This is a genomic window from Sulfitobacter sp. D7 (assembly GCF_003611275.1).
Lineage (GTDB): Bacteria > Pseudomonadota > Alphaproteobacteria > Rhodobacterales > Rhodobacteraceae > Sulfitobacter > Sulfitobacter profundi.
In genome coordinates this window covers 1895180-1918845 of the sequence record NZ_CP020694.1, presented here as the reverse complement: position 1 = coordinate 1918845, position 23666 = coordinate 1895180, and the positions used below count along the sequence as shown (strand labels likewise).

The following is a 23666-nucleotide window of genomic DNA, read 5'->3' as shown; positions in this document are numbered from 1 at the left end:
ACTACCACTGGATCGCTTCCAAATAATCGAGCAGATTGGCGAAATCGGTTTCCAGCACCTCCCCATCCGCGCCGCCATTGGGGTAAACATGGCGCAGCCCAACGGCGGAAAAGTCGGGCATCGGGGAGGCAGGATCGTCTTTTGCAAGCTGGCCCATGACAAAGCGGCTGACAAATTCGCGCGGGAAATACCCGTCATTGCGCTGTTTCAGCCCAGCCAAGTCAGGCGGCACAACATCAAGCTGCAGCGACATGGGGCCAGCCCCTTCGCCCCGCGCACCGTGGCAGGCGGCGCATTCCTTTGCATAGACCCGCTGCCCTTCGCGGACCCGGTCGGCATCTTCGGAAGGCCCGTCTGAACAGGCAGCGAGAAGGGCGCAGGACAGCCCGACAAAGGCGGTTAAACAAGGGCGCATGTGCAGCAGGTCCTTTGTATCAGCGGGCATTAGTGCGACAGAAGCACGGGAAAGGCGCTTTGTTCAATCAGGCTGCGGGTCGTGCCGCCAAAAACCTTTTCGCGCAGGCGGGAGTGGTCATAGGCCCCCATGACGATCAGCTCGGCGCCGGTTTCCTTGGCGCGCTTCACGATCGCGGTAGCGATGTCCTCTCCGCCGCTTGCATATTGCTGCACCGCGACGTGGCACCCTTGGTGGGTCAACCATGCCGCGACATCTGTGCCGGGGTTTTCCCCGTCATAGGCAGAGATCGAGACCGGATCGAAGAGCGCCACAGTCACCTCCCGCGCGGTCCGCAGGCTTGGCAGAGCCGCCCGGATCGCCCGCCTGGCTGGGAGGCCCGCTTTCCATGCCACCAAGACCGATTGCGGGGCCAGAGCCGCCTGTGGGTTCGATATGTTCAGCAAGACGGGGGCAGCGGAATCGAACAGCGCGGCATGGACGATGTCTTCGAACAAGCGCGCGTCTTCGCGCAGGTCCGTCCCGATAAGCACCGCATCACAGGTCAGCCCCGCCCGCGCGACGGTGTTTCGTAGGGCCGTGGCTTCACCACAGACCGCGCGGACATCCGCGCTGGCACCTTGGTCGCTGAGATACTGCGAGAATTCCTTGCGCTGCTGTTCGACCGCGGCGCGGGCCTCCTCCACATCCGACTGCCAGCCAGCGGGAAGGGAATAGGTGCTGAGCTCTCCCACGCCCATGGAATAGACCGGAACCGGAGCGGTTTCGCTGAGCAGAAGAACGATCAGATGGGCGCCATGGGTCTGCGCCTCGCGCGCGAGGGTCTCTAACTGGTCGGGCCGGGCGTTGACCCCGAGAACGACTGTCAGTGTGGTATTTTGCATAGCGGCGCTCCTCATGTGACCGAGGCCAGTATGGGGCGGCGACGGGGAAGCTGCATTGATCTGGATCAATTGGAGGTGTGGGGATCACTTGGCGGCGGAGGTGCTGTGAAGGGGCATACGAGGGGCTAGAAAAACGCGCCAGCGCCTACTGGGGGTGAGCGATATTCAGCATATCGTCATCCATTATCGATCGGATAAAAAGTCACTACTCTCAAGGCGGTAGTGGCGGAGAGACAGGGATTCGAACCCTGGGAACCCGTGAAGGCTCAACGGTTTTCGAGACCGCCCCGTTCGACCACTCCGGCACCTCTCCGCGGGGGTCTGGGGGGCCCGTTTAGTCGCCTTTTCAGGCAGTGGCAAGAGGGGTTTTGCGCATCAAGGGAAAGTTTGGGGATTTTCATTGCGCCGGGGCTGGTACAGCCTAAGTTTAAAGGCAGAATTCCGCGAAAGGACAGCCCATGTTTCGCCAAAATAGATTGATCGCAGCCCCCTTCGTCATGGCGATGATGCTGCTTGTCGCCCTTGCCGTGCCGCTACGGGCGGCAGAGCGCGGCGCGTTGGAGCGGTTCTTGGAAGTGACCGGCTTTGACGTGGCGTTGGAGAGCATTCGCCTCTCCGCCGATTCCGCGCCCGAGATGTTGGGGTTGCAAAGCGAGGATTTCGGCTCGGAATGGTCGCGGCTGGTGCGGGATGTCTTTGACACCGAGTTGATGCACGGCATGGCGATGGATATCCTGTCTGAAACGCTGAGCGACGATCTGCTGGATCATGCCGCCGATTTCTATGCGAGCGATCTGGGCCAGCGTTTGGTGGCCGTAGAGAACAAGGCGCATATGGCCGAGGATGACGGGCTGAAGGCGGAAAGCGGTGCAGCGATTGTGGCGGGGCTTGAGCGCATTGGCTCGCCGCGATTGGAAACACTGCGGCGTTTGAATGTCGCCAGCGATGTCGAAGAGATCTCGGTCCGGGCCATTCAAGAGGTGCAGATCCGCTTCCTTTTGGCCGCCGCGGGCGCCGGGGTGATCGAATTGCAGATGGAAGAGCCTGACCTGCGCGAAGCGATGCGCGCGCAGGCCGATGAACTGGGCGCTCAGATTGCCGCGAATGCTTTGGCCAACGCGGCCTACACCTATCAATCCTTCTCAGACGACGATCTGCTCGCCTATGCCGAGGCGCTGGAGCATCCCGAGATGCAGCAGGTTTATACGCTGATGAACGCGGTCCAATATGAGATTATGGCCAATCGGTTCGAGGCCGTGGCCACCCGGCTCGCGGCGATGCAGCCCAGTCAGGACCTCTGATGCGGGCTTGGGTATTTGCGCCACTCCTGTGGCTTCTGGCTTTGCCCGCTTGGGCCGACGCGCGCATGACCGTGCTTGTCGATTTGTTGGAGCTTCGGCAAGCGGCGGTGATCCTCAGTGACGAGGGGCAGGCCCATGCCGAGATGCTGAACCAAGACATGCTGGGCGGGCAGGGCGGTCCGGGCTGGCAGATGCAGGTCGAAAGCATCCATGACGCCGGGCGCATGGTCGAAATGGTGCGCCGGGCATTGGAAGAGACGATGACCTCTGGCGAAGTCGAGCAGGCGATTGACTTCTATTCAACGGAATTGGGCGGTCGGATCGTCGGGCTGGAGAACGCGGGCCGTGCCGCCATTGCCGAGCCGGAAGTGGAGCAGATCGCGCGGGCGCACTATGGCGTATTGGCCGGGGATCATGATCCACGGGTCGCTCTGATCCGCCGCTTGATCGACGCCGCCGATATGGTTGACCGCAATGTCAGCACGGCGCTCAACAGCAATTTCCAGTTCCTGCGCGGAATGCGCGACGGTGGCGCCTTGGAAGACAGTGACGAAGACCTCTTGGCCGAGGTCGGCGCCGAGCTGGAGGCGGTTACCGAAGACACCTCTGTCTGGATGCACGCCTATCTGCTGCTGGCCTATCACCCCCTGCGCGACGCCGAGATTGCACAATATGCTCAATTTGCCGAGACAGGCGCCGGGCGTGCCCTCAACCGGGCGCTTTTCGACGGGTTTGGCCGGGCTTATGAGGATATCTCTTATGGGCTTGGACGTGCTCTGGCCCTGAATATGGTGGCCGAAAGCCTCTGACAGGGGCAGAGAATTGAGCGCGAAAACCTACTTGACTTGTCCCGCCATTCCGAAGATAAGCCCGCATCCCGGCGGGTAATCCGTCTTAGGGATTGTTTTTAATGACGCCCCATGGGCGCGCTGTTCGAGGCGGATTGGCCGGAAAGCCATCCACAAACTCCCAAGCGGGGGCCACAGAACGCGGATGACAGAAAAGGAAGACGCATGTTTGCGGTCATCAAGACAGGCGGCAAGCAATACAAAGTGCAATCCGGCGATATGCTGCGGGTTGAACGTATTGCGGCCAATGCTGGTGAAACAGTCCAGTTCAACGAAGTTCTGATGCTCGGCGGCGACAGCCCCGTGCTCGGCGCGCCTATGGTTAAAGATGCAGGCGTTCAGGCCGAAGTCGTTGACCAGATCAAAGGCGAAAAGGTTATCAACTTCGTCAAGCGTCGCCGGAAGCACTCTTCCAAGCGTACCAAAGGTCACCGTCAGAAACTGACCTTGATCAAGATCACCGACATCCTGTCTTCGGGCGCGGATAAGTCGGGCGTTGCTGCTGCCATCGGCACCGGCTCAGTAAGCGCTGCCGCTGTTGCTGCGATCACCGGCAAGTCCGATGATGCTGCAAAGCCAGCCAAGAGCAAGAAGGCCGCCGCACCTAAGGCGAAAGCCGAAAAAACCGCGCCGAAGGCCAAGAAAGCCGACGCAGGCACCGACGACCTGAAAGAGCTGAGCGGCGTTGGCCCGGCACTTGAGAAGAAGCTGCACGAAGCGGGGATCACTTCCTTTGCCCAGATCGCAGCATGGACCGAAGCGGATATCGCTGAAGTTGACGAGAAACTGTCTTTCAAAGGCCGTATCCAGCGTGAAGGCTGGGTCGATCAGGCCAAAGAAAAGACCAAAGGCTAAGGAGAGACCGAGATGGCACATAAAAAAGCAGGCGGTTCATCCCGTAACGGGCGCGACTCAGCTGGTCGTCGCCTTGGCGTGAAAAAATATGGCGGCGAAGCCGTTATCCCCGGCAACATCATCGTGCGTCAGCGCGGGACCAAGTTTTGGCCTGCAAATGGCGTTGGCATGGGCAAAGATCACACGATCTTTGCAACCGTCGACGGCGCTGTGACCTTCCACAAGGGTCTGAAAAACCGCACGTTTATTTCGGTTCTGCCACGCGCGGAGGCCGCTGAATAAGCCGTACCCCAAAGGGTTTGAAAAAATCAGGGATCGGCGATACCGCCGGTCCCTTTTCTTTTTCCGGGACATGTCCCATGCGTTTGTTTTTCAGTTCAAGGCTCGACGGCCTGTCAGATCGTTTTACCGTTCTTGGCGGGACAGGGCCGAATTTTGATAAAGTCGTTACATTCGGCAGGGAGGAATATGTCGGATGTATCAACGCCCCGAAGCGCTGTTTGCGCCTCATCGGGGCAGGGGCGGCCAGCTTGGACCAAAGCCCCCAATCCAGTCTGTTCGGAGGAGGAACATGACGATGCAGTTGGAAGCGATTGTGAACCAACCAGTTATTGAGACAAAGCGTTTTGACCTACGCCCGGTGCGCCGGTCGGATATGGGCATGATTGAGATGTATGCCAGCGACCCTCGGGTCGCCAATGCGACATCCTCTATCCCGCATCCGCTGCCGCCGGGCAGTGTCGAAGCCTATGTGACCCGCGCAATGTCGGATGACCGGGAAGAAGACGTCTGGGTCATGGATGGCACCCGCGCGGAGAGTTCCGAGGTCATGGGGGTGATCTCTCTCACCCGGCTCGACCGGAACCAGTCCGAAATCGGCTATTGGGTCGCCCCGGCGTTCTGGAACACCCATCTGGCCTCCGACGCGGTGCAGGCTTTGGTGGATGCCAACCCCTTGGGCAATGACGCGCTTTTTGCCTCTGTTTTCCATGACAACCCGGCCTCGGCCAAGGTGCTCACCAACGCAGGGTTTGTCTATCTCGGCGACGCGGAAACCTATTGCTTGGCCCGCGATGCTGCCGTACCCACATGGACCTATAGCTGCAAGCTGTAGCTCCGTTTCCCGCGCCTGAAAGGCAAGACCATGAAGTTTCTCGACCTGTGCAAAGTCTATATCCGATCCGGTGCCGGGGGCGGCGGCTGTGTGTCGTTCCGACGCGAGAAATACATCGAATATGGCGGTCCGGATGGCGGCGATGGCGGCACCGGCGGCTCGGTTTGGGCCGAGGCAGTGGATGGGCTGAACACGCTGATCGATTTTCGCTATCAGCAGCACTTCTTTGCCAAGAACGGGCAACCCGGCATGGGCAAACAGCGCACCGGCAAGGATGGCGATGACATCATCCTGCGTGTGCCCGTCGGCACGGAGATCCTCGACGAGGATCAAGAAACGGTCATCGCGGACCTGACAGAGCTGGGCCAGCGCGTCCAGCTAGCGCGTGGTGGCAATGGCGGCTGGGGCAACCTGCACTTCAAATCCGCCACCAACCAAGCGCCGCGCCGCTCAAACCCGGGCCAAGAGGGCGTCGACCGTACGCTCTGGCTGCGGCTCAAGCTGATCGCCGATGTGGGGCTTTTGGGTCTGCCGAACGCGGGTAAGTCGACCTTCCTCGCCACGACATCGAACGCGCGGCCAAAGATTGCGGATTACCCTTTCACCACGCTGCACCCGAACCTTGGGGTGGTTGGTGTCGATAACACAGAATTCGTCGTAGCCGATATTCCCGGCCTTATCGAAGGCGCTTCCGAAGGGCGCGGGCTGGGCGATCTTTTCCTAGGCCATGTCGAGCGTTGCGCGGTGTTGCTACACCTGATCGACAGCACGTCCGAGACTGTGGCGGAAGATTATCACACCATCATCGGCGAGCTGGAAGCCTATGGTGGCGATCTGGCGGAAAAGCCGCGCGTCACGGTGTTGAATAAAGTTGATGCGCTGGATGAAGAAGAGCGGGCAAGTCGTTTGAGTGAATTGGAAAAAGCTTGCGGCGGCGAGGTGATGATGATGTCCAGTGTCGCCGGTGAAGGCGTGACCGAAGTGTTGCGGACCCTACGCCAAAACATCGATGACGACCGCCTGCGCTTCCGCACCACCGAGGAAGACACGCCTTGGCAACCCTAAGCACCGCCCGCCGTGTCGTTATCAAGATCGGCTCCGCCCTTTTGGTGGACCGCGACAGCGGTAATTTGCGCCGGGACTGGCTGACCGGATTGGCGCAAGATGTATTGTGGCTCAAAGGGTTGGGCTGCGACGTTGTACTGGTTTCCTCGGGCTCCATCGCACTTGGACGGGGTGTCTTGGGCCTCCCGCCGACTGTCTTGGCGCTGGAGCAAGCACAGGCGGCGGCGGCTGTCGGGCAAATCCGCCTCGCGCGAGCTTACGAAGAGGTGCTCGCCCCCCATGGCATCACGACCGCGCAGGTCTTGGTCACGCTGGAAGACAGCGCCAACCGTCGCCGATACCTCAACAGCCGCGCCACGCTTGAGCAGTTGCTTTCGCTCGGCGTCGTGCCGATCGTGAATGAGAATGACACGGTGGCGACCGATGAAATCCGCTTTGGCGATAACGACCGTCTCGCGGCGCAGATCGCGGTGACAGTGGGGGCGGACCAGTTGATCTTGCTTTCCGATGTGGATGGGTTCTACAGCGCCAATCCTTCGCAGGATCCCACCGCGCAACGCTATGAGGTGATCGACAGCATCACGCCCGAGATTGAGGCGATGGCGGGCGATGCCGGGTCGGGTTTGTCCAAAGGTGGCATGAAGACCAAACTGATGGCCGCGCGCACGGCGACCACGGCAGGCTGCGCGATGGCGATCACCGATGGTTTCGTCTCGCGCCCGCTCACTGCGCTTGAAGGTGGGGCGAATGCCACGTGGTTCAGCGCGCAGAGCGATCCGCAGGCCGCGCGCAAACGTTGGATCGCCGCGATGAAACCGCGCGGGGCGGTCACTGTGGACGCCGGCGCGGTCGCGGCCCTGGCGCGGGGCACATCGCTGTTACCCGCGGGGGTGACGGCTGTCGAAGGCCGTTTTGAGCGCGGTGACAGCATCGCCATGTACGACCCGGCGGGGCATGCCGTGGGCCATGGTCTCAGCCGCTATTCCGCCGAAGAGATCGGGCAGATCAAGGGCCACAAAAGCGCAGAGATCGAGTCCCTGCTGGGCTATCCCGGGCGGGCGGCCTTGATTCATCGGGACGACATGGCGCTCTAGGCGCGCGCGAGATTAAGACAGGGGCATAAGGCTATGAGTGACATCGAAAATATCTCTAAATTGATGGCCGATATCGGGGCCCGCGCCCGCGCCGCAGCAGCGCGTCTGGCAAGCGCCACGGCAGAGCGTAAACATGCCGCATTGATCAGCGCCGCCGACGCCGTTTGGAAGAACCGGGCCGAGATCATCGCCGCCAATGCGCAGGATCTCGACTTTGGTCGCGATAAGGGACTGTCGGATGCGATGATGGACCGGCTGATGCTGGACGAAGACCGCATTCGCAGCATGGTCGACGGGCTGCGCTCGGTCGCGGAACAGGCCGACCCAGTGGGAGAGATCATCGCCGAATGGGACCAGCCTTCGGGGCTAAACATCCAGCGTGTTCGGACCCCGCTTGGCGTGATCGGCGTGATCTATGAATCGCGTCCGAATGTAACGGCAGACGCGGGGGCGCTTTGCCTCAAGGCCGGTAACGCGGTGATCCTGCGCGGCGGGTCTGAGAGCTTTCATTCTTCCCGCGCCATCCACGCCTGCCTGCAACAGGGGTTGCGGGATGCGGGCATGCCCGAGGATGCGGTGCAACTGGTGCCCACACGCGACCGGGCGGCGGTGCGTGAAATGCTAACCATGACCGATACCATCGACGTGATCGTGCCGCGGGGCGGCAAGGGTCTTGTTGGGTTGGTACAGCGTGAGGCGCGCGTGCCGGTCTTTGCCCATCTTGAAGGGATCGTGCATATCTATATCGACGCCGAGGCCGACCCTGAGAAAGCGCTTAAAGTGGTGCTGAACGCCAAGACACGGCGCACGGGAATCTGCGGCGCGGCGGAGTGTTTGCTGATCCACGAGGGTATCGCCAAGACCATTGGCAAAGGTGTGATCCGGGCCTTGATCGATGCCGGTGTCGAAGTGCGCGCCGATGCGGCACTGCAGGATATCCCCGGCACGGTTCCGGCGAGCGAGACGGATTGGGGGCAAGAGTACCTCGACATGATCGTGGCGGCGCGCGTCGTGCCCGATGTCCAGGCCGCCATGGCCCATATTCGCCAGTACGGGTCGGGCCATACGGACTGCATCCTGACCGAGAACACTGAGACAGCGACGGAATTCTTCAGCGGGTTGGACTCGGCGATTCTGATGCACAACGCCTCCACTCAATTCGCGGATGGGGGAGAGTTTGGCATGGGTGCGGAGATCGGCATCGCGACGGGCAAACTGCACGCCCGCGGCCCCGTCGGTGCGGCGCAGTTGACGAGCTTTAAGTACCTCGTTCGGGGCGCGGGAACGGTGCGCGGCTGACCCTTAGAAAGACAGGGTGAGGACCGTGTCAGCGCTGTCTACTGTGATTTCTTTCCCCTGCGCTTGGGCCAAAATGGGCAAGAGCGCGAATTGGACCTGTGCAGGTTGTAGCGACTGGTCTGGATTCGGCTGAGACAATAGCGCCCAAAGTGCGGGGTCTATCGCGATCTTGTCGGCTTCGGCATGCAGACGCCATTGGCCAGCCTCTACGATAATGGTGATCCGCCCGCCATGGTGCAAAGCCGTCTCCATACAAAGCAGCGACAGGAACGCCAATCGCACGCAGTTGCGCGATTGGGGGCTTGTGATCTGCCAGTCGATCTCAACCCGTGAGGCGGTATAGAGATCGCGCAGGATCGATGTCACTTCATTCTGGCCCATGGTCTGATCGCCAGCGGCCCCGAAAGCAATGCGGAAAAACCGGATACGGGCCGAGGCGCTTTCGACACTTTGGCCGATCAGGGCAAGCTCTGGCCCCGGTGCGGCCCCGGTGCCAGCCATTTCAAGCAGTTCAAGCCCGTTGTTGATGGCGCCGATTGGCGATATTAAGTCGTGGCAGATGCGGCTGCCGATCAGCGCGGGCAGGTCGATGTTAAATTGGTCCATGGTGGCCCCTTAGGATGATTGGAAACGGCATGGATGATCTGAACGCGCTGCTGACGCCGGGCATGCTGGTCATGCACCCGCAGCATCCCGAATGGGGCACGGGCCAAGTGCAAAGCAACATCGGCGGCAAGGTGACGGTCAACTTTCGTGACCAGGGTAAGGTGGTCATAGACAGCTTTCGTTTGGAATTAATGCCGGTCTTTGATGAGGGATGACCCTTTCCAAATCCTTAATGGTGGAAGAAATTTTCTTTGAAGCAACCAGAGGGAGAGTAGCCGGTTTTCGCTTTCCTTGCAACTGTTGCGCCTTGCCAGCCGATTGCCTATCAGGCGAAGACTTTCATTTCGGGCATAGGATTGGCCGATGCCGCGGGGCGTTGCAGCAGATTTTCAAGTCAGACTGGCGCAGACGGACGCTGATGTGCAGGCCGCGCAGCGGCTCCGCTATGATGTCTTCGTGCAAGAGCTGGGCGGCGGCGGGCCGATGGTCGATCACACCGCCGGGCTGGAGCAAGACCGGTTCGACCCCTACTTTGATCATCTGCTTTTGACTGATCTGCGCAATGGCGAGCTTGCGGGCGTTTACCGGGTGATGCGCGGGGATATGGCCGCGCGGGCAGGCGGGTTCTATTCAGAGACGGAATACGATCTGACACCGCTGAAGAATTCGGGACGTAAACTATTGGAATTGGGGCGGTCTTGCCTTGATCCTGCCTATCGCGGTGGCACGGCGATGCACCACCTTTGGGCCGCGCTCGGGCGCTATGTGGCCGAGCATGAGATCGAGGTTCTGTTCGGCGTGGCAAGTTTTCACGGCACGGATACGGCCGCCTTGGCCGAACCGCTTTCGCTGTTGCATCATCGGCACTTGGCGCCCGCAGACCTGCGCGTGCGCGCCAGTGAAATCACACCGATGGACCTGATCCCTGAGGCCGAGCTTGACCGGCGCAAAGCCATGCTGGCCGTGCCGAGCCTGATCAAAGCCTATCTCCGGCTGGGCGGCACCGTGGGCGAGGGGGCCTATATCGACCGTGCCTTTAACACCACGGATGTCTGCCTGATCCTAGACACGAAACAAATGAGCGCGCGTCAGGCGCGGTTCTATGGCGGAGGCGCAGGATGACCACGACTTGGGACAGTGACCAGCCACCGCCCAAGCGGCACCTGACCCTTTGGGGGATGTTGCGCGTGGCGCTGCGCGGTGTGCTCTTGGCGCTTTTTGTTTTTGGCGGGCTGGTGGTCTTGTTGCTGTTGCGGCTGATCGAGCGGCCAATTTTCGGCCTGCACCGGCCCATCACGCCCCATATCACGCAAATGGTATGCCGAGCCGCATTCTGGGTGCTTGGCATGCGCTTTGTCAGGCGGGGCACCCCGATGGAGCGGCGCGGCGCGGTGGTGGCCAACCATACGTCGTGGCTGGATATTTTCGCGCTGAACGCGGCCAAACGGATCTATTTCGTCTCCAAATCCGAAGTCGCGGGCTGGCCCGGCATCGGCTGGTTGGCGCGGGCGACGGGGACGGTCTTTATCCGCCGCGACCGGGCCGAGGCGCGCAGCCAGACAGAGGTTTTTCGGACGCGGCTGTTGGCGGGGCATAAGCTGCTGTTCTTCCCAGAGGGCACCAGCACCGACGGGCTGCAAGTGCTGCCCTTCAAAGCAACCCTTTTTGAGGCTTTTTTCGACCCGGCCTTGCGTGACGAGATCGCGGTTCAGCCGGTGAGTGTGATCTACCATGCGCCTCAGGGCGAAGACCCGCGATTTTATGGATGGTGGGGGGATATGTCATTTGGGGCGCATCTGCTGACGACACTGGCCGCGCGAAAACAGGGTGCGGTCGAGGTGGTCTATCACCCGCCGCTCCCGGTGGCCGATTTCGCCGGGCGCAAGGCACTGGCGCAACATTGCGAGGCGATCGTGCGGGCAGGGCATGCTGATCCCCGGTCGGGCCTGCAATAAGCCCCTTGCGCTGCGGCGCGCGCTGGCATATATGCGCACCACTTGAACCCGCAGTCGGGGTTGGGCCTTTTGGGGAGAAATCCCAAAACGTCCGCCGGTTGGCAGCATGACGCTGTCATACCCCCGATGAGGCTAAACCGGAAAGGTATAAAGACATGGCTCTTCCTGAGTTCTCCATGCGCCAGCTGCTTGAAGCAGGCGTGCACTTTGGTCACCAGACACAGCGCTGGAACCCCCGCATGGGCCCGTACATCTACGGCGCACGCAACGGCATCCACATCATGGACCTCACGCAAACCGTTCCTATGCTGGACGATGCGCTGAAAGTGATCCGTGACACCGTCGCCAAAGGCGGCAGCGTTCTCTTCGTTGGCACCAAGCGTCAGGCTGCTCAGCCGATCGCCGAAGCCGCAGAGAAATGCGCACAGTATTACATGAACCACCGTTGGCTCGGCGGCACGCTGACCAACTGGCAGACTGTTTCGCAGTCGATCAACCGTCTGAAAAACATCGATGAACAGTCCGAGCGCGGCTTTGAAGGCCTGACCAAGAAAGAGCGTCTTGGTATGGAGCGTGACCAGTACAAACTGGAAGCATCGCTGGGCGGCATCCGCGAAATGGGCGGCCGTCCTGACCTGCTTTTCGTCATCGACGTGAAAAAAGAAGCACTGGCCATCGCCGAAGCCAACAAACTGGGCATCCCAGTTGTGGCCGTGGTTGATACCAACTGCTCGCCCGACGGCGTTGACTACATCATCCCCGGCAACGACGACGCGGCCCGCGCCATCTCGCTTTACTGCGATCTGGCATCGCGCGCTGCTCTCGACGGCATGTCCGCTCAGCTGGGTGCGGCAGGCGTTGATCTGGGCGCCATGGAAGAAGCCCCCGAAGAGGAAGCCGTAAGCGAAGAAAGCACCGGCGTCGAAATCGGCAACGCATCCGAAGAGACCGTGCATGACGATGCCATGGGCAAAGACGCGCCGCTGGACATCGAATCCAAGAAAGAGACCGTCGCAAAAGCCGAAGGCTAAGCGTCACGGACCTGAAACACGGGGCAGGGTAACCTGCCCCGATTTCCACCAGTAGCGGGCCTTGGGCCTGCACCCGATTTCCAAAGGAGAACCAAGAGATGGCAATCACAGCATCCATGGTCAAGGAACTGCGCGACAGCACCGGCGCAGGCATGATGGACGCCAAGAAGGCACTGACAGAAAGCAACGGCGACATGGAAGCCGCCGTTGACTGGCTGCGCACCAAAGGTCTGGCCAAAGCGGCGAAGAAATCCGGCCGTACCGCAGCCGAAGGTCTTGTGGCTGTTAAGGTCGAAGGCAGCCGCGGTGTTGCGGTTGAGGTGAACTCCGAAACCGACTTCGTTGGCAAGAACGCCGAGTTCCAGTCCATGGTCAGCAACATCGCCGATGCAGCGCTGAAAGTGGACGATGTCGAAGCGCTGAAAGCGGCTGAGATCAATGGCAAATCCGTTGAAACCACGCTGACCGACGCCATCGCCAAAATCGGCGAGAACATGTCCCTGCGCCGCATGCAGAGCATCGAAGGCGAGACCGTTGTCTCTTACGTGCACAACGCAGCCGCGCCCGGCATGGGCAAGATCGGTGTTCTGGTCGCCATGAACGGTGGCAACGAAGAACTGGGCAAGCAGATCGCGATGCACATCGCCGCTGTGAATCCTGCATCGCTGTCCGAAGCTGATCTGGACCCAGCCGTGGTCGAGAAAGAAAAGCAAGTTCAGATGGACATCGCCCGTGAAAGCGGCAAGCCCGAAGCCGTGATCGAGAAAATGATCACCGGCCGGATGCAGAAGTACATGTCTGAAGTGACGCTGGTGAACCAGTCCTTCGTTGTGAACCCTGACTTGACCGTCGGCAAAGCTGCCGAAGAAGCGGGCGCGACCATCACCGGTTTCGTGCGTCTGGAAGTTGGCGAAGGCATTGAGGTCATCAAAGAAGACTTCGCAGCAGAAGTGGCAAAAGCCGCGAAAGGCTAAGCCTTTTCGTCATGCTGAATATGGGGCGGCGCATTCCAATGCGCCGCCCTTTTTCGTTGGAGGGATACGCATGGCGGCGCTGCCAATGCGCAGCGCGGGGGCCGTGAACGAAGAGTATCTGGGGATGGGTCGGGATCCGGTCAGCCAGGTGAAAAATAAACCTGACTGAAACCGGCGGACCAAAAAGCGCCTTGGTATTACAAGGATTTAGAGCCCGTCGTACCGTTGATGCGAACACCCGCGATACTGGCGGACCATGGCCATCTACTACCTGAGGTGCCAGTAAGGTATTCCATACCCTAATATATTACGGATCCATCACAAACATCTGGTTCGCAAAAGCGGCCTTCAGCACCGCCTGAGCTGTCGTCTCAACCGACAGCGCCTCTCGGGCGAGGCGAAGGTGTTTTTCGACGGTGGGGGCTGTCAGACCCATCAACAGGGCGATGTCCTGCGTTGTTTTGCCATCTCCGACCCATTGCAGCACCTCCAACTGGCGCCGCGTGAGGCTACGGTTGGGGCTGCTATAGGGCAGGGACAGGATTTTTAGGTGTGCGATTTCATTCATCAACTGAATGTCGGCGCCATGCTCGTCCCAGATTGCATCGACCTCGTCTTGGGTCAGGCCACGCCGTGCCGTCAAGGCGATCGCGCCTTTGGACCGCGCCGAGATTGAGCGGAAACTGATCGTGTAGCCCGCGGTCACCTCCATCCGCGCGTTGAAATCAACCACCCGTTTCTCGGACTCCGACAGGTCATCGCCATGCGTGATCTCGGGCAGGGCGCCCCAGCTACAAGCGCCTTCGTTGTTCAGCGCCCATCTGAGCATAGGCGCGTTGAAGTACAGCCCGCTATGAAGATAGCCGTTAAGATACTCCGGGCTTTGATTGCTCAGAATAACAAAATCCGCCGGATCCCCCAGCGATGTCGGCGTTCGGTAGCGCGTAAACCCGTAGATCAGCCGGTCAAACCCATAGTCAGCCATCTGTCGTGTATGGGCATCCCAGAGTTCTTCGATTGTCGGGCTATGCGCGATTTGATGAAGATAATCGCGCAAATTCATTAGCTTACAATGCAACGTTGAAGGGCTTGGATGGCCAAAACATAGCCGTGTACACCGAAACCGCAGATTTGTCCGATGGCCACAGGGGCGATGTAGGACCTATGGCGAAAGCTCTCACGGGCATGGATATTACTCAAATGCACTTCGACCACAGGGAGTTCGACCGAGGCAATGGCATCCATCAGCGCGATCGACGTATGCGTATAGGCGCCAGCATTCAGAATGATACCAGCATGTTGGCCACGGGCTTCATGGATCAAATCGATCAACGCGCCTTCGTGATTGGACTGCGCAAATTGCATCTCCAATTCCAGGCGCGCAGTTTCCGCCGCGCAGAGAGCCTCAACATCCGCCAAGGTCGTCTTGCCATAGACCTCAGGCTGTCGCGTGCCCAATAGGTTCAGGTTCGGGCCGTTCAAAATAAGTACAGAGGCCATAATCACTCGCTTTAAAACATCTAGATAGTGTTAGCGGAGCGAAACTGGCGCTGTCCAGCGTCAGGTGGCATTGAGGTGCTACTGTGGCGAGAAGATCGCAACAACGGGGCCAATACCGTAATATGTAAAACTCATAATCAGTATTATGTAGATAAATGGCTTCCTAAGGATGAACAGAATGCCTTAGCCCAAAGCATAACCCGCGCCCCGCACAGTGCGGATCGGATCACCACCGCCTTCACGGGTTAACGCCTTGCGCAGTCGTGCAATGTGAACGTCCACAGTGCGCGTGTCGACATAGATATCGCGGCCCCAAACGTGGTCGAGCAACTGGTCGCGGCTGAACACGCGGCCGGGTTTCTCAAGCAGCGTTGTCAGCAGCCGATATTCTGTTGGCCCCAGTTTCAGTTCATTGCCCGCACGGCTTACGCGATGGCGTTCTGGATCAAGCTGGATGTCATCGAAGCTGAGCAGCGCGCCTGCGGCTGCTGGTCGCGTGCGCCGCAACTGCGTACGGACCCGCGCCATGAGTTCGCGCAGATTGTATGGCTTGATCACATAGTCATCCGCGCCGGTCTCAAGGCCCCGCACGGTGTCCACTTCCTCGGATCGCGCCGAGAGCATGATGACCGGGATATGCCGGGTGCTCTCTCGCGACTTCAGCTGGCGGCAGACTTCGATGCCGCTCATTAAGGGCATCATCCAATCGAGGATTACCAGATCAGGTGCGGCCTCTGACACCAGCAACATGGCTTCTTCACCATCCTCGGCGCGCCGCACCTCAAAGCCTTCGGCTTCGAGGTTGTAGGCCAATACCTCACGTTGCGCGGGTTCGTCTTCTACCAGCAAAACCTGTGGCCGGGTCACGTCCATGGTTTCAGTCCTTCGTGGTGATCGAGGTGCGGTCGGCCTTGGGCCTGTCGTCCTCAGGCGTCTCACCGGTCACCAGATAGACGACTTGTTCGGCGATGGCGGTCACATGGTCACCCATACGCTCGACGTTTTTGGCGATGAAATGCAGGTGCATGCAGGCGGTGATGCTGCGCGGGTCTTCCATCATGAAGGTCAGGAATTCACGGAACAGCGCATTATACATCTGGTCGACATCTTCGTCGCGGGTGATCACGTCACGCGCAAGATCGGCGTCGCGCTGGATATAGGCGTCAAGCGCGTCTTTCAGCATCGCCTCAACTGCGCCGGCCATGCGGCGGATCGCACCGGTGCTGTCGCTGACTGGCTCCATCTGGTTCAGCACGTTGCTGCGCTTGGCCATGTTTTTCGCATAGTCGCCAATACGTTCGAGGTTGGCGCTAATCTTGATGACACTCAATGTCAGCCGCAGGTCAATCGCCGTGGGCGCGCGCAAAGCGATGACGCGGGCGGCGCTTTCGTTGATCTGCTCTTCCAGCCCGTCGATGGCCTTGTCCCCTGCCCGCACCTCATTGGCGAGCTCTTCGTCGCGGGTTTCAAGTGACTGTGCGCCACGGCGGATGGCGTCTTCGACCAAGCCGCCCATTTTGAGGATCTGGGCCTGAACCGCTTCCAGATCGCGGTCGAATGCTGATGCAATGTGTTGATCTGACATGATATTATCCAATACGGCCGGTGATATAGCTTTCGGTGCGCGGGTCTTGGGGGCGCGTGAAGATGTCGTCGGTGTCGCCAAATTCCACAAGGTTGCCGAGGTGGAAGAAGGCGGTTTTCTGGCTCACTCGCGCGGCCTGTTGCATGGAGTGTGTGACGATCACGACGGAGTAGTTCTGACGCAATTCGTCAATCAATTCCTCGACTTGCGCGGTGGCGATCGGGTCGAGTGCGGAGCATGGTTCGTCCATCAAAAGTACTTCTGGCTCCGTGGCCACGGCGCGGGCAATGCAGAGGCGTTGCTGTTGTCCACCCGACAGGCCGGTGCCCGGCGCGTGCAGACGGTCTTTCACCTCGTTCCAGATTGCCCCACGGCGCAGCGCTTGCTCGACGATATCGTCCAGATCTGCCTTGTTGCGCGCCAGCCCGTGGATGCGCGGGCCATAGGCGACATTGTCATAGATCGACTTGGGGAACGGGTTCGGCTTTTGGAACACCATGCCCACCTTGGCGCGCAGCTGCACCGGATCGACGCGCTTGTCATAGATGTCTTCGCCGTCGATACGGATGTCACCGGTCACGCGGGCCGCATCAATTGTGTCGTTCATCCTGTTGATACAGCGCAGAAAAGTCGACTTGCCGCAGCCCGAGGGCCCGATAAAGGCGGTCACGGTTTTGTCGTTGATGTCGATGTCCACGTCGCGAATGGCGTGGCTGTCACCGTAGTAGACCTGCACATTGCGGGCCGCGATCTTGACGGGTTGGGTTGTCACGTCACTCTCCGAATATCTGTTGTCTTTCATGGGTCCCGTCCTTTGTTTACCAGCGTCGCTCAAAGCGGCGGCGCAGCAGCACGGCGATGGCATTCATCGAGATCAGGAACACCAGCAAGATGATGATACCGCCCCAAGCGCGTTCATAGAAGGCCGGGTCGGCGCGTTTGGCCCATTCGTAAATCTGGGCCGGCATGGCGGAGTTCGGGGACATCAGCCCTTCGGCGATGCTTTCCGGTGGGTTGGAGGCGATGAAGCCGACCATGCCGATCAGCAGCAAAGGTGCCGTTTCGCCAAGGGCTTGCGCCAGCCCGATGATGGTGCCGGTCAGAATACCTGGCGCGGCCAAGGGCAGCACATGGTGAAAGACCGATTGCATCTTCGAGGCCCCTACCCCAAGCGCCGCATCACGGATCGACGGCGGCACGGATTTCAGCGAAGCGCGGGTCGAGATGATGATCGTCGGCAGGGTCATCAGTGTCAGCACCAGACCACCGACCAAGGGGGCGGAGTTCGGCAGGTGCATATAGTTGATAAATACCGCAAGGCCGAGGATACCAAAGACGATCGACGGCACCGCAGCGAGGTTGCTGATGTTCACCTCAATGATGTCGGTGATCCAGTTCTTGGGGGCGAATTCTTCGAGGTAAATCGAGGCCGCAACACCGATGGGCAGCGCCAGCACCAGCACCACCAGCATCATGGCAAAGGAACCGATCATCGACACCCCCATGCCCGCCGCTTCGGGCCGCGCGTCAGAGGCGTCGGCGCCCGTGATGAAGTCGATGTTAAAGCGCTTTTCGAGGCTGCCGTCAGCAATCAAAACATCTACAAAATCAAGCTGTTCGGCGCTGATGTTCTTGTCATTGGCGATGCTTTCGCGGGTCACACGGCCCTTGAGGTAGCCATCGACGCGGCTGTTGGTCAGGAACTCGAACTCGGCGGCGGTCCCGATCAACTCTGGGCTCGCCAGAACATGATCGCGAAGCTGTGCAGCGGCGTCTTTCGACAGGATGTCAGCCATGTCTTTCGACTTGAGATCAGTCTCGATCCCCGCCGCTTCGACCTTGTTTTCAAAGGCCGCTTTCAGCAAAGGCGAATAGCCGAAGGTCGAGACCTTTTTAATGTCTTCCAGATCACGGTTGCCGTTCTTGTCGAGCTTGTCCTCCAGAAGTGGCACGGAAAGCGTCACATAGGTCTGCTGGAACGCGCCGGTACCGCGGGAGATGATGGTGAAAAGCAGCGTCAGCAGCATCAGTAGGCCGATGACGATGGCAATGATCCCATAGAGCTTGAAACGGCCCTCGGCGGCGTTGCGGCGTTTGGTCCGCCCGTCTTGCACCAGCAGGGACGCACCGCGCGGGTCTGCAAAAGGGGCTGCGGGGTTGGGGATATCGCTCATTCGTACTGCTCCCGGTATTTACGCACGATGTAGAGGGCCAGCACGTTCAGGCCCAAGGTCAGGACGAAGAGGGTCAGGCCAAGGGCAAAGGCCACCAGTGTTTCTGGGCTGGCGAAATCGCTGTCCCCGGTCAACTGGCTAACGATGCGGGTGGTGATGGTGGTCATGGCTTCCAGCGGATTGGCCGAGATGCGGGCGATGGCCCCTGCCCCCAGCACGACGATCATCGTCTCACCGATGGCGCGGCTGGCGGCCAGCAAAACGGCCCCGACGATGCCCGGCAAAGCGGCGGGGATCACGACCTGACGGATTGTCTCGGACTGCGTTGCACCCAAGCCGAAGGAGCCGTCGCGTAGCGACTGGGGCACCGCGTTGATGATGTCGTCCGACAGGGAGGAGACGAAAGGGATCAGCATGATGCCCATGACCAAACCAGCGGTCAGCACCGAGGTCGCGCCAGACATCCAGTCAACGCCCAGCAGCCCTGCATCCCCCCGGCCAAAGACCTGCACAAGGAACGGCCCAACCGTCAGCAGCGCGAAGAGACCGTAAACGATGGTGGGGATACCAGCGAGGATCTCCAGCAGCGGCTTGGCTGTGGCGCGCACTTTGGGACCGGCATATTCACTTAGGTAAATCGCCGCGAAAAGCCCGATGGGCACAGCCACCAGCAGCGCAATGAAAGAGATATAGAGCGTCCCCCAAAGCAGCGGCAGGATCGACAGGTCACTGTCCCCGCGGAAATTCGGCGCCCACGACGAGCCGAAGAAGAAATCGGTCCACGGATGCAGATTAAAGAAGTTGATCGTCTCGAACAGCATCGACAGCACAATGCCCACGGTGGTGAGGATCGCGAGGGAGGCCGCAAGGATCAGCAGCGCTTTGATGCCACCCTCGACTCGGTTGCGCGCGCGGAATTCGGCATCGGTTTCGCGCAGCACCAGAAAAAGCGCGATCAAGGCGATGAGTGCGACGACAATGTTGCGCCAAAAATTGCCCGTGGCCGTCATCTCGCGGTAGGCCTGCGCGGCGGCGAGGACTTCGGGGCTGATCTCGGCCCCGATGGCGACGCCGCGTTCGGCCAGCCATGCGCGCAGATCGTCCGCGGCAGATAGGTCCGTTGCGTCGCCCGCGCTGAGAGCGCCGGCAGAAACCGCCGCATCCAGCCCATCGGCCAACCGGCGTACATCGCTCATGATCAGGTTAACAGAAGACCCTTCGGGCACAGCCTCGGCAGGGATCATGTCGACCACCGAAGATTGCACCAGCATCGGCTGCACCAGCAGCCAGAGGCCCAGAACCAAAAGCGCGGGCACTGCCACGCTCATCACCGCGTTATAGCCGTAATAGCTTGGCAGCGAATGCAGATTGCGGCTGTCGCCTTGGGCAGAGGCCAAAGCCCGCCGCCGCGCAAGAAAGTAGCCGCCCAGTGCCAAAGCCGCGATCAGGATGACCAGTGGCAGCACCGCGCCTGTTGTCAGTATTTGTCCCACATGTCCCCCGGTGGATCAAAAAGCGAAAAACCGGGGGCAGTTGCCCGCCCCCGGCGTCGTTTAGGTTAGGTTTAGGAACCGCTGCCCATGACGGTCTCGTCGGCAACCACGGACTGGGTGTCGGCCAGCTCGGGGTCGGACACCAGACCGTATTCGGCCAGCGGGCCGTCGGGGCCAGCAACTTCGTCCGCGACGAAGAACTCAGCGTATTCTTTCAGACCGGGGATCACGCCGATGTGGGCTTTCTTGACGTAGAAGAACAGCGGGCGCGACACGGGGTAGTCACCCGAGGCGATGCTCTCGGTGGTTGGCTCAACGCCGCCCATGGTGGCAACCTGCAGCTTGTCGGTGTTGTTCTCATAGAAGGCCAGACCAAAGACGCCGATGCCGTCTTGGTTGCTTTCGATGCGTGCCAGCGTTTCGGTGTAGTCGCCGTCGATGTCGACGGATTTACCATCGGTGCGCAGGCTGATGCACTCTTTCTCGGCGGCTTTCTTGTCGCCGTCCGCCGCTTCGAGGAAGGCCTCAAAATCGCCGGTTTCTTCGCAACCCGCGAGGATCACCTTGTCTTCGAACACTTCGCGCGTGCCGTGCTTGGTGCCGGGAACGAAGGCTTGGATCGGCTGGGCGGGGAAATCGGGGTTGACCTGATCCCAAGTTGTGTAAGGGTTTTCAGTCACTTCGCCGTCTACGACAACCTTGGCGCTCAGGGCTTTGTACCAATCGACCGGCGTGAACTCAAAAGTTTCGCCGTTGATGTCGGAGGCAAAGACGATGCCGTCATAGCCGACGCGCACTTCGATGATGTCGGTCACGCCGTTTTCGGCACAGGCCGCCACTTCGGCTTCTTTGATCTGGCGCGAGGCGTTGGCCACGTCGATGGTGTTCTCGCCCACGCCTTCGCAGAAACGCTTGAGGCCAGCCGAAGAGCCGCCCGATTCCACGACCGGTGTCGGGAAGTCAAAGTTTTCGCCGAAGGCTTCGGCGACGATGGAGGCATAGGGCAGCACGGTCGAGGAACCGGCAACCTGTACTTGGTCACGCGCGGCAGCGGCAGTTGCGGATACGGCGGCAATCGCCAGGGCGGAAGTGGTGAGTTTTGCGAGTGACATGATATCTCCTGTCAGATGCGAATTGGTGACCACCCCATGGTGATCTGCGCCCCGTCTATGAAGGCGGTGCTGTGCTTTTGTGACAGCAACGTTACAGTTTCATGACAGTCGGCCTGAATCACCAAATTTCTGCAAAATTTAGTCAGATTCCGTTTTCATCGGCAAAATCACGCGGAATTCGGCCCCTTGGCCGGGGGTGCTGGTCACCTTAAGCCGCCCGCGGTGGCGATTCATGATGTGTTTGACGATGGCCAGACCCAACCCTGTCCCCCCAAGCGCGCGGCTGCGGTGACTGTCGACGCGGTAAAACCGTTCGGTCAGGCGCGGCAGGTGAATTGCATCAATGCCGGGGCCGTGGTCGCGCACGCTGACATAGACCGCCGGGCCGCGCATGGCGGGGTCATGGGCCGTGCTTTTGACCGAAATCTCGACCCTGTTGTCGCGCCCGCCGTATTTGATCGCGTTCTCGATAAGATTGGTAAAGACCTGCACCAATTGGTCCGCATCCCCCAGCACAAGCGCCGGGGCATCGCCCAATGTCGGCGCCAGTGTCACGTTGCTATCCACCGCCAGCGGGGCGAGGTTGCGCAGGGTGCCGCGCAGCACATCGCGCAGGTCAATCGGCACTTCCGGGCGCACGCGCTCTTCGGCCTCGACCCGGCTGAGCGACAAAAGCTCGCCCACCAGTCGGTTCATCCGCTCGGCTTCCTGCGCCATGATCCCCAGAAAACGCTCGCGCGCCGCCGTGTCATCACGCGCCGGGCCTTGCAGCGTTTCGATAAATCCGATGAGCGCGGTCAGCGGGGTGCGCAACTCGTGGCTGACATTGGCCACGAAATCGCGGCGCATTTGCCCGGCCTGCGCCATCTCCGTCACATCGTTGAAGCTGAGCAGGACAATCCCATGCGCCCCCACCGGGCGCAGGCTGACGTCATAGGTGGTGCCGTGTTCGCCGCCAATGCTGGTGAAACGCGCTTGGCAGGGGCCCGCCCCCGAAAGACACCGCTCCACCGCTTCGACCAGCCCCGGCTGGCGCAGCGCGGTGACAAAGTGGCGGCCCAGTAGCCCCTTGCCCAGCAAATCTTCGGCGGGGGCGTTCAGAACGGTGATCCGCTCTTCGGCGTTGATGGCCACGCTTGGCAGCGGCAGCGCCGCCACCACATCGGCAAGGGTCACGGCGGTGTTGCCCATGTCAGAGCGGTTCAAGATCGCGACGGAAGCGCGCGGCGTTTTCGGCATAGTGTTTGGCGCTGGCGGTCAACTGTTGGATCGCCTGTGCATCGAGTTCGCGCACCACTTTGCCCGGCACGCCCATAACGAGTGATCCATCGGGGATCACCTTGTTTTCGGTGATCAGCGCCCCTGCCCCAATCAGGCAGTTTTTGCCGATCTTAGCGCCGTTCAGCACCGTGGCTCCCATGCCGATCAAGCTGTTGTCGCCGATGGTGCAGCCGTGCAGCATGACTTTGTGGCCGATGGTGCAATCCTCGCCCACGGTCAGCGGATAGCCCATATCGGTGTGAAAGACGCAGTTCTCTTGCACGTTGCTGCCGCGGCCCACGGTGATCATCTCATTGTCGCCGCGCAGGGTGCTGCCGAACCAGACAGAGGCGTCAGGCCCGAGTGTGACTTTGCCGATCACATTGGCATCCGGCGCGACCCAAGCATCGGGAGAGACATCGGGGCGGGCATCAGCAAGGGCGTAAAGGGTCATTTCAACTCCTCAAATTCAGATTGCAGACGGCGGACATGGTCCTTGATCGCGGGCTGTTGGCTCAGCCGCAGCCGCGCGGCGGTGATGATGGATTTCAGCCGTGCCTCGGTCTGATCAAGGTCGTCATTCACCAGCACGAAGTCATAGCCATCCCAGTGGCTGATCTCGTCCCAGCTTTTGCCCATGCGTTTGGCAATGGTCTCGGCATCGTCCTGCCCACGGCTTTCCAAACGGCGTTTCAATTCGGTGATCGAGGGCGGCAGCAGGAAGATCGACAGCGTGTGGGTGTTCAGATCCGAGTTGCGGATTTGCTGTGCGCCCTGCCAGTCGATGTCAAAGAGGATATCTTGCCCCTGATCGATCGCCGCCTGCACGGGCGCCTTGGGCGAGCCGTAGAAGTTGCCAAAGACATGGGCATGTTCCAGCATCTCGCCCTCAGCCACGGCCTGACGGAAGTGCTCTTCGCCGACGAAGCGGTAATCGGTGCCGTCCTCCTCGCCCGGACGGGGGGCGCGGGTGGTGGCGGAAACCGAGAAGTTGATCGTCGGATCCCATGCGCGCAGGGCGCGGGCCATGGTCGATTTGCCCGCCCCAGAGGGGGAACTGAGAATGATCAGAAGGCCGCGTCGGCTTGGGTTGGTCACGTC

General features: G+C 60.3%; 27 protein-coding genes and 1 tRNA gene. 13 read left to right on the top strand and 15 right to left on the bottom strand.

Annotated features, from left to right (window positions below):
• Window position 1: 1 nt before the first annotated feature.
• The 3 genes from B5M07_RS09310 to B5M07_RS09300 all read right to left on the bottom strand — a co-directional run bounded on the left by B5M07_RS09310 (window position 2) and on the right by B5M07_RS09300 (window position 1612).
• Window positions 2-415: a c-type cytochrome gene (locus B5M07_RS09310; protein ID WP_120351098.1), complete on the bottom strand. Its 414-nt coding sequence runs from the start codon at window positions 413-415 to the stop codon at window positions 2-4.
• 29 nt (window positions 416-444) lie between these two features.
• Window positions 445-1299, bottom strand: a complete 855-nt coding sequence (locus tag B5M07_RS09305) for a universal stress protein (protein WP_162931838.1) — start codon at window positions 1297-1299, stop codon at window positions 445-447.
• Between the two features lie 223 nt (window positions 1300-1522).
• A tRNA-Ser gene (locus tag B5M07_RS09300) sits at window positions 1523-1612 on the bottom strand.
• A 145-nt stretch (window positions 1613-1757) separates the two neighbouring features.
• Here B5M07_RS09300 and B5M07_RS09295 point away from each other — a divergent pair.
• From B5M07_RS09295 to B5M07_RS09260, 8 genes are all read left to right on the top strand, one after another.
• The gene (locus B5M07_RS09295) at window positions 1758-2600 is read left to right on the top strand and encodes a DUF2059 domain-containing protein (RefSeq protein ID WP_409202454.1); all 843 of its coding nucleotides are present in this window, start codon (window positions 1758-1760) and stop codon (window positions 2598-2600) included.
• Complete coding sequence (locus B5M07_RS09290) at window positions 2600-3409, top strand: DUF2059 domain-containing protein (protein WP_120351096.1); 810 nt, start codon at window positions 2600-2602, stop codon at window positions 3407-3409. Before B5M07_RS09295 ends, B5M07_RS09290 begins: the two co-directional genes overlap by 1 nt.
• 204 nt (window positions 3410-3613) lie before the next feature.
• Window positions 3614-4303 carry a 50S ribosomal protein L21 gene (locus B5M07_RS09285; RefSeq protein WP_120351095.1) on the top strand — a complete coding sequence of 230 codons (690 nt, stop codon included), beginning with the start codon at window positions 3614-3616 and terminating at the stop codon, window positions 4301-4303.
• A gap of 12 nt (window positions 4304-4315) precedes the next feature.
• Window positions 4316-4585: a 50S ribosomal protein L27 gene (rpmA, locus tag B5M07_RS09280; RefSeq protein ID WP_007119633.1), complete on the top strand. Its 270-nt coding sequence runs from the start codon at window positions 4316-4318 to the stop codon at window positions 4583-4585.
• 295 nt (window positions 4586-4880) lie between these two features.
• The gene (locus tag B5M07_RS09275) at window positions 4881-5417 is read left to right on the top strand and encodes a GNAT family N-acetyltransferase (protein WP_120351094.1); all 537 of its coding nucleotides are present in this window, start codon (window positions 4881-4883) and stop codon (window positions 5415-5417) included.
• A gap of 30 nt (window positions 5418-5447) precedes the next feature.
• A complete protein-coding gene (gene obgE, locus B5M07_RS09270; RefSeq protein WP_120351093.1) occupies window positions 5448-6482 on the top strand; it encodes a GTPase ObgE in 1035 nt (344 codons plus the stop codon).
• The gene (gene proB, locus B5M07_RS09265) at window positions 6470-7576 is read left to right on the top strand and encodes a glutamate 5-kinase (protein ID WP_120351092.1); all 1107 of its coding nucleotides are present in this window, start codon (window positions 6470-6472) and stop codon (window positions 7574-7576) included. Before obgE ends, proB begins: the two co-directional genes overlap by 13 nt.
• A 33-nt stretch (window positions 7577-7609) precedes the next feature.
• On the top strand, window positions 7610-8875 hold the full coding sequence (locus tag B5M07_RS09260) for a glutamate-5-semialdehyde dehydrogenase (RefSeq protein WP_120351091.1): 1266 nt from the start codon (window positions 7610-7612) through the stop codon (window positions 8873-8875).
• Between the two features lie 3 nt (window positions 8876-8878).
• Here the strand turns inward: B5M07_RS09260 and B5M07_RS09255 are convergent, their stop codons facing one another.
• Window positions 8879-9481 (bottom strand): histidine phosphotransferase family protein, encoded by a 603-nt coding sequence (locus B5M07_RS09255; protein ID WP_120351090.1) that lies wholly within the window; start codon window positions 9479-9481, stop codon window positions 8879-8881.
• A 29-nt stretch (window positions 9482-9510) separates the two neighbouring features.
• Between B5M07_RS09255 and B5M07_RS09250 the strand changes: the two genes are divergently transcribed.
• The 5 genes from B5M07_RS09250 (at window position 9511) to tsf (ending at window position 13441) form a co-directional block, all read left to right on the top strand.
• Window positions 9511-9696, top strand: a complete 186-nt coding sequence (locus tag B5M07_RS09250) for a DUF3553 domain-containing protein (protein ID WP_067262087.1) — start codon at window positions 9511-9513, stop codon at window positions 9694-9696.
• 148 nt (window positions 9697-9844) lie between these two features.
• The gene (locus B5M07_RS09245; RefSeq protein WP_120351089.1) at window positions 9845-10603 is read left to right on the top strand and encodes a GNAT family N-acetyltransferase; all 759 of its coding nucleotides are present in this window, start codon (window positions 9845-9847) and stop codon (window positions 10601-10603) included.
• Entirely contained in the window at window positions 10600-11436 is an 837-nt protein-coding gene (locus B5M07_RS09240) for a lysophospholipid acyltransferase family protein (protein WP_120351088.1), read from the top strand. Before B5M07_RS09245 ends, B5M07_RS09240 begins: the two co-directional genes overlap by 4 nt.
• A gap of 155 nt (window positions 11437-11591) precedes the next feature.
• Window positions 11592-12467, top strand: coding sequence for a 30S ribosomal protein S2 (rpsB, locus tag B5M07_RS09235; RefSeq protein ID WP_067629648.1), 876 nt, complete (start codon window positions 11592-11594; stop codon window positions 12465-12467).
• Window positions 12468-12565: 98 nt separating this feature from the next.
• Window positions 12566-13441, top strand: coding sequence for a translation elongation factor Ts (gene tsf / locus B5M07_RS09230; RefSeq protein ID WP_120351087.1), 876 nt, complete (start codon window positions 12566-12568; stop codon window positions 13439-13441).
• Window positions 13442-13748: 307 nt separating this feature from the next.
• On the opposite strand, the gene B5M07_RS09225 is transcribed toward tsf, so the two are convergent.
• The 11 genes from B5M07_RS09225 to gmk all read right to left on the bottom strand — a co-directional run bounded on the left by B5M07_RS09225 (window position 13749) and on the right by gmk (window position 23663).
• Window positions 13749-14504: a LuxR family transcriptional regulator gene (locus tag B5M07_RS09225; RefSeq protein ID WP_120351086.1), complete on the bottom strand. Its 756-nt coding sequence runs from the start codon at window positions 14502-14504 to the stop codon at window positions 13749-13751.
• The gene (gene aroQ / locus B5M07_RS09220; protein ID WP_120351085.1) at window positions 14504-14941 is read right to left on the bottom strand and encodes a type II 3-dehydroquinate dehydratase; all 438 of its coding nucleotides are present in this window, start codon (window positions 14939-14941) and stop codon (window positions 14504-14506) included. The genes B5M07_RS09225 and aroQ overlap by 1 nt, the downstream gene beginning before the upstream one ends.
• 183 nt (window positions 14942-15124) lie before the next feature.
• Window positions 15125-15814, bottom strand: coding sequence for a phosphate regulon transcriptional regulator PhoB (gene phoB, locus B5M07_RS09215; protein WP_067936042.1), 690 nt, complete (start codon window positions 15812-15814; stop codon window positions 15125-15127).
• Window positions 15815-15818: 4 nt separating this feature from the next.
• Entirely contained in the window at window positions 15819-16526 is a 708-nt protein-coding gene (gene phoU, locus B5M07_RS09210; RefSeq protein WP_120351084.1) for a phosphate signaling complex protein PhoU, read from the bottom strand.
• Window positions 16527-16530: 4 nt separating this feature from the next.
• On the bottom strand, window positions 16531-17328 hold the full coding sequence (gene pstB / locus B5M07_RS09205) for a phosphate ABC transporter ATP-binding protein PstB (protein ID WP_120351083.1): 798 nt from the start codon (window positions 17326-17328) through the stop codon (window positions 16531-16533).
• Between the two features lie 16 nt (window positions 17329-17344).
• A complete protein-coding gene (pstA, locus tag B5M07_RS09200) occupies window positions 17345-18700 on the bottom strand; it encodes a phosphate ABC transporter permease PstA (RefSeq protein WP_120351082.1) in 1356 nt (451 codons plus the stop codon).
• The gene (gene pstC / locus B5M07_RS09195; RefSeq protein ID WP_441351390.1) at window positions 18697-20193 is read right to left on the bottom strand and encodes a phosphate ABC transporter permease subunit PstC; all 1497 of its coding nucleotides are present in this window, start codon (window positions 20191-20193) and stop codon (window positions 18697-18699) included. The genes pstA and pstC overlap by 4 nt, the downstream gene beginning before the upstream one ends.
• A gap of 71 nt (window positions 20194-20264) precedes the next feature.
• Entirely contained in the window at window positions 20265-21305 is a 1041-nt protein-coding gene (locus tag B5M07_RS09190; protein WP_120351081.1) for a substrate-binding domain-containing protein, read from the bottom strand.
• 138 nt (window positions 21306-21443) lie between these two features.
• Window positions 21444-22496: a sensor histidine kinase gene (locus tag B5M07_RS09185; protein ID WP_120352203.1), complete on the bottom strand. Its 1053-nt coding sequence runs from the start codon at window positions 22494-22496 to the stop codon at window positions 21444-21446.
• A 1-nt stretch (window position 22497) separates the two neighbouring features.
• A complete protein-coding gene (locus tag B5M07_RS09180; RefSeq protein WP_120351080.1) occupies window positions 22498-23019 on the bottom strand; it encodes a gamma carbonic anhydrase family protein in 522 nt (173 codons plus the stop codon).
• Window positions 23016-23663 carry a guanylate kinase gene (gmk, locus tag B5M07_RS09175; protein WP_120351079.1) on the bottom strand — a complete coding sequence of 216 codons (648 nt, stop codon included), beginning with the start codon at window positions 23661-23663 and terminating at the stop codon, window positions 23016-23018. The genes B5M07_RS09180 and gmk overlap by 4 nt, the downstream gene beginning before the upstream one ends.
• Window positions 23664-23666: the final 3 nt, after the last annotated feature.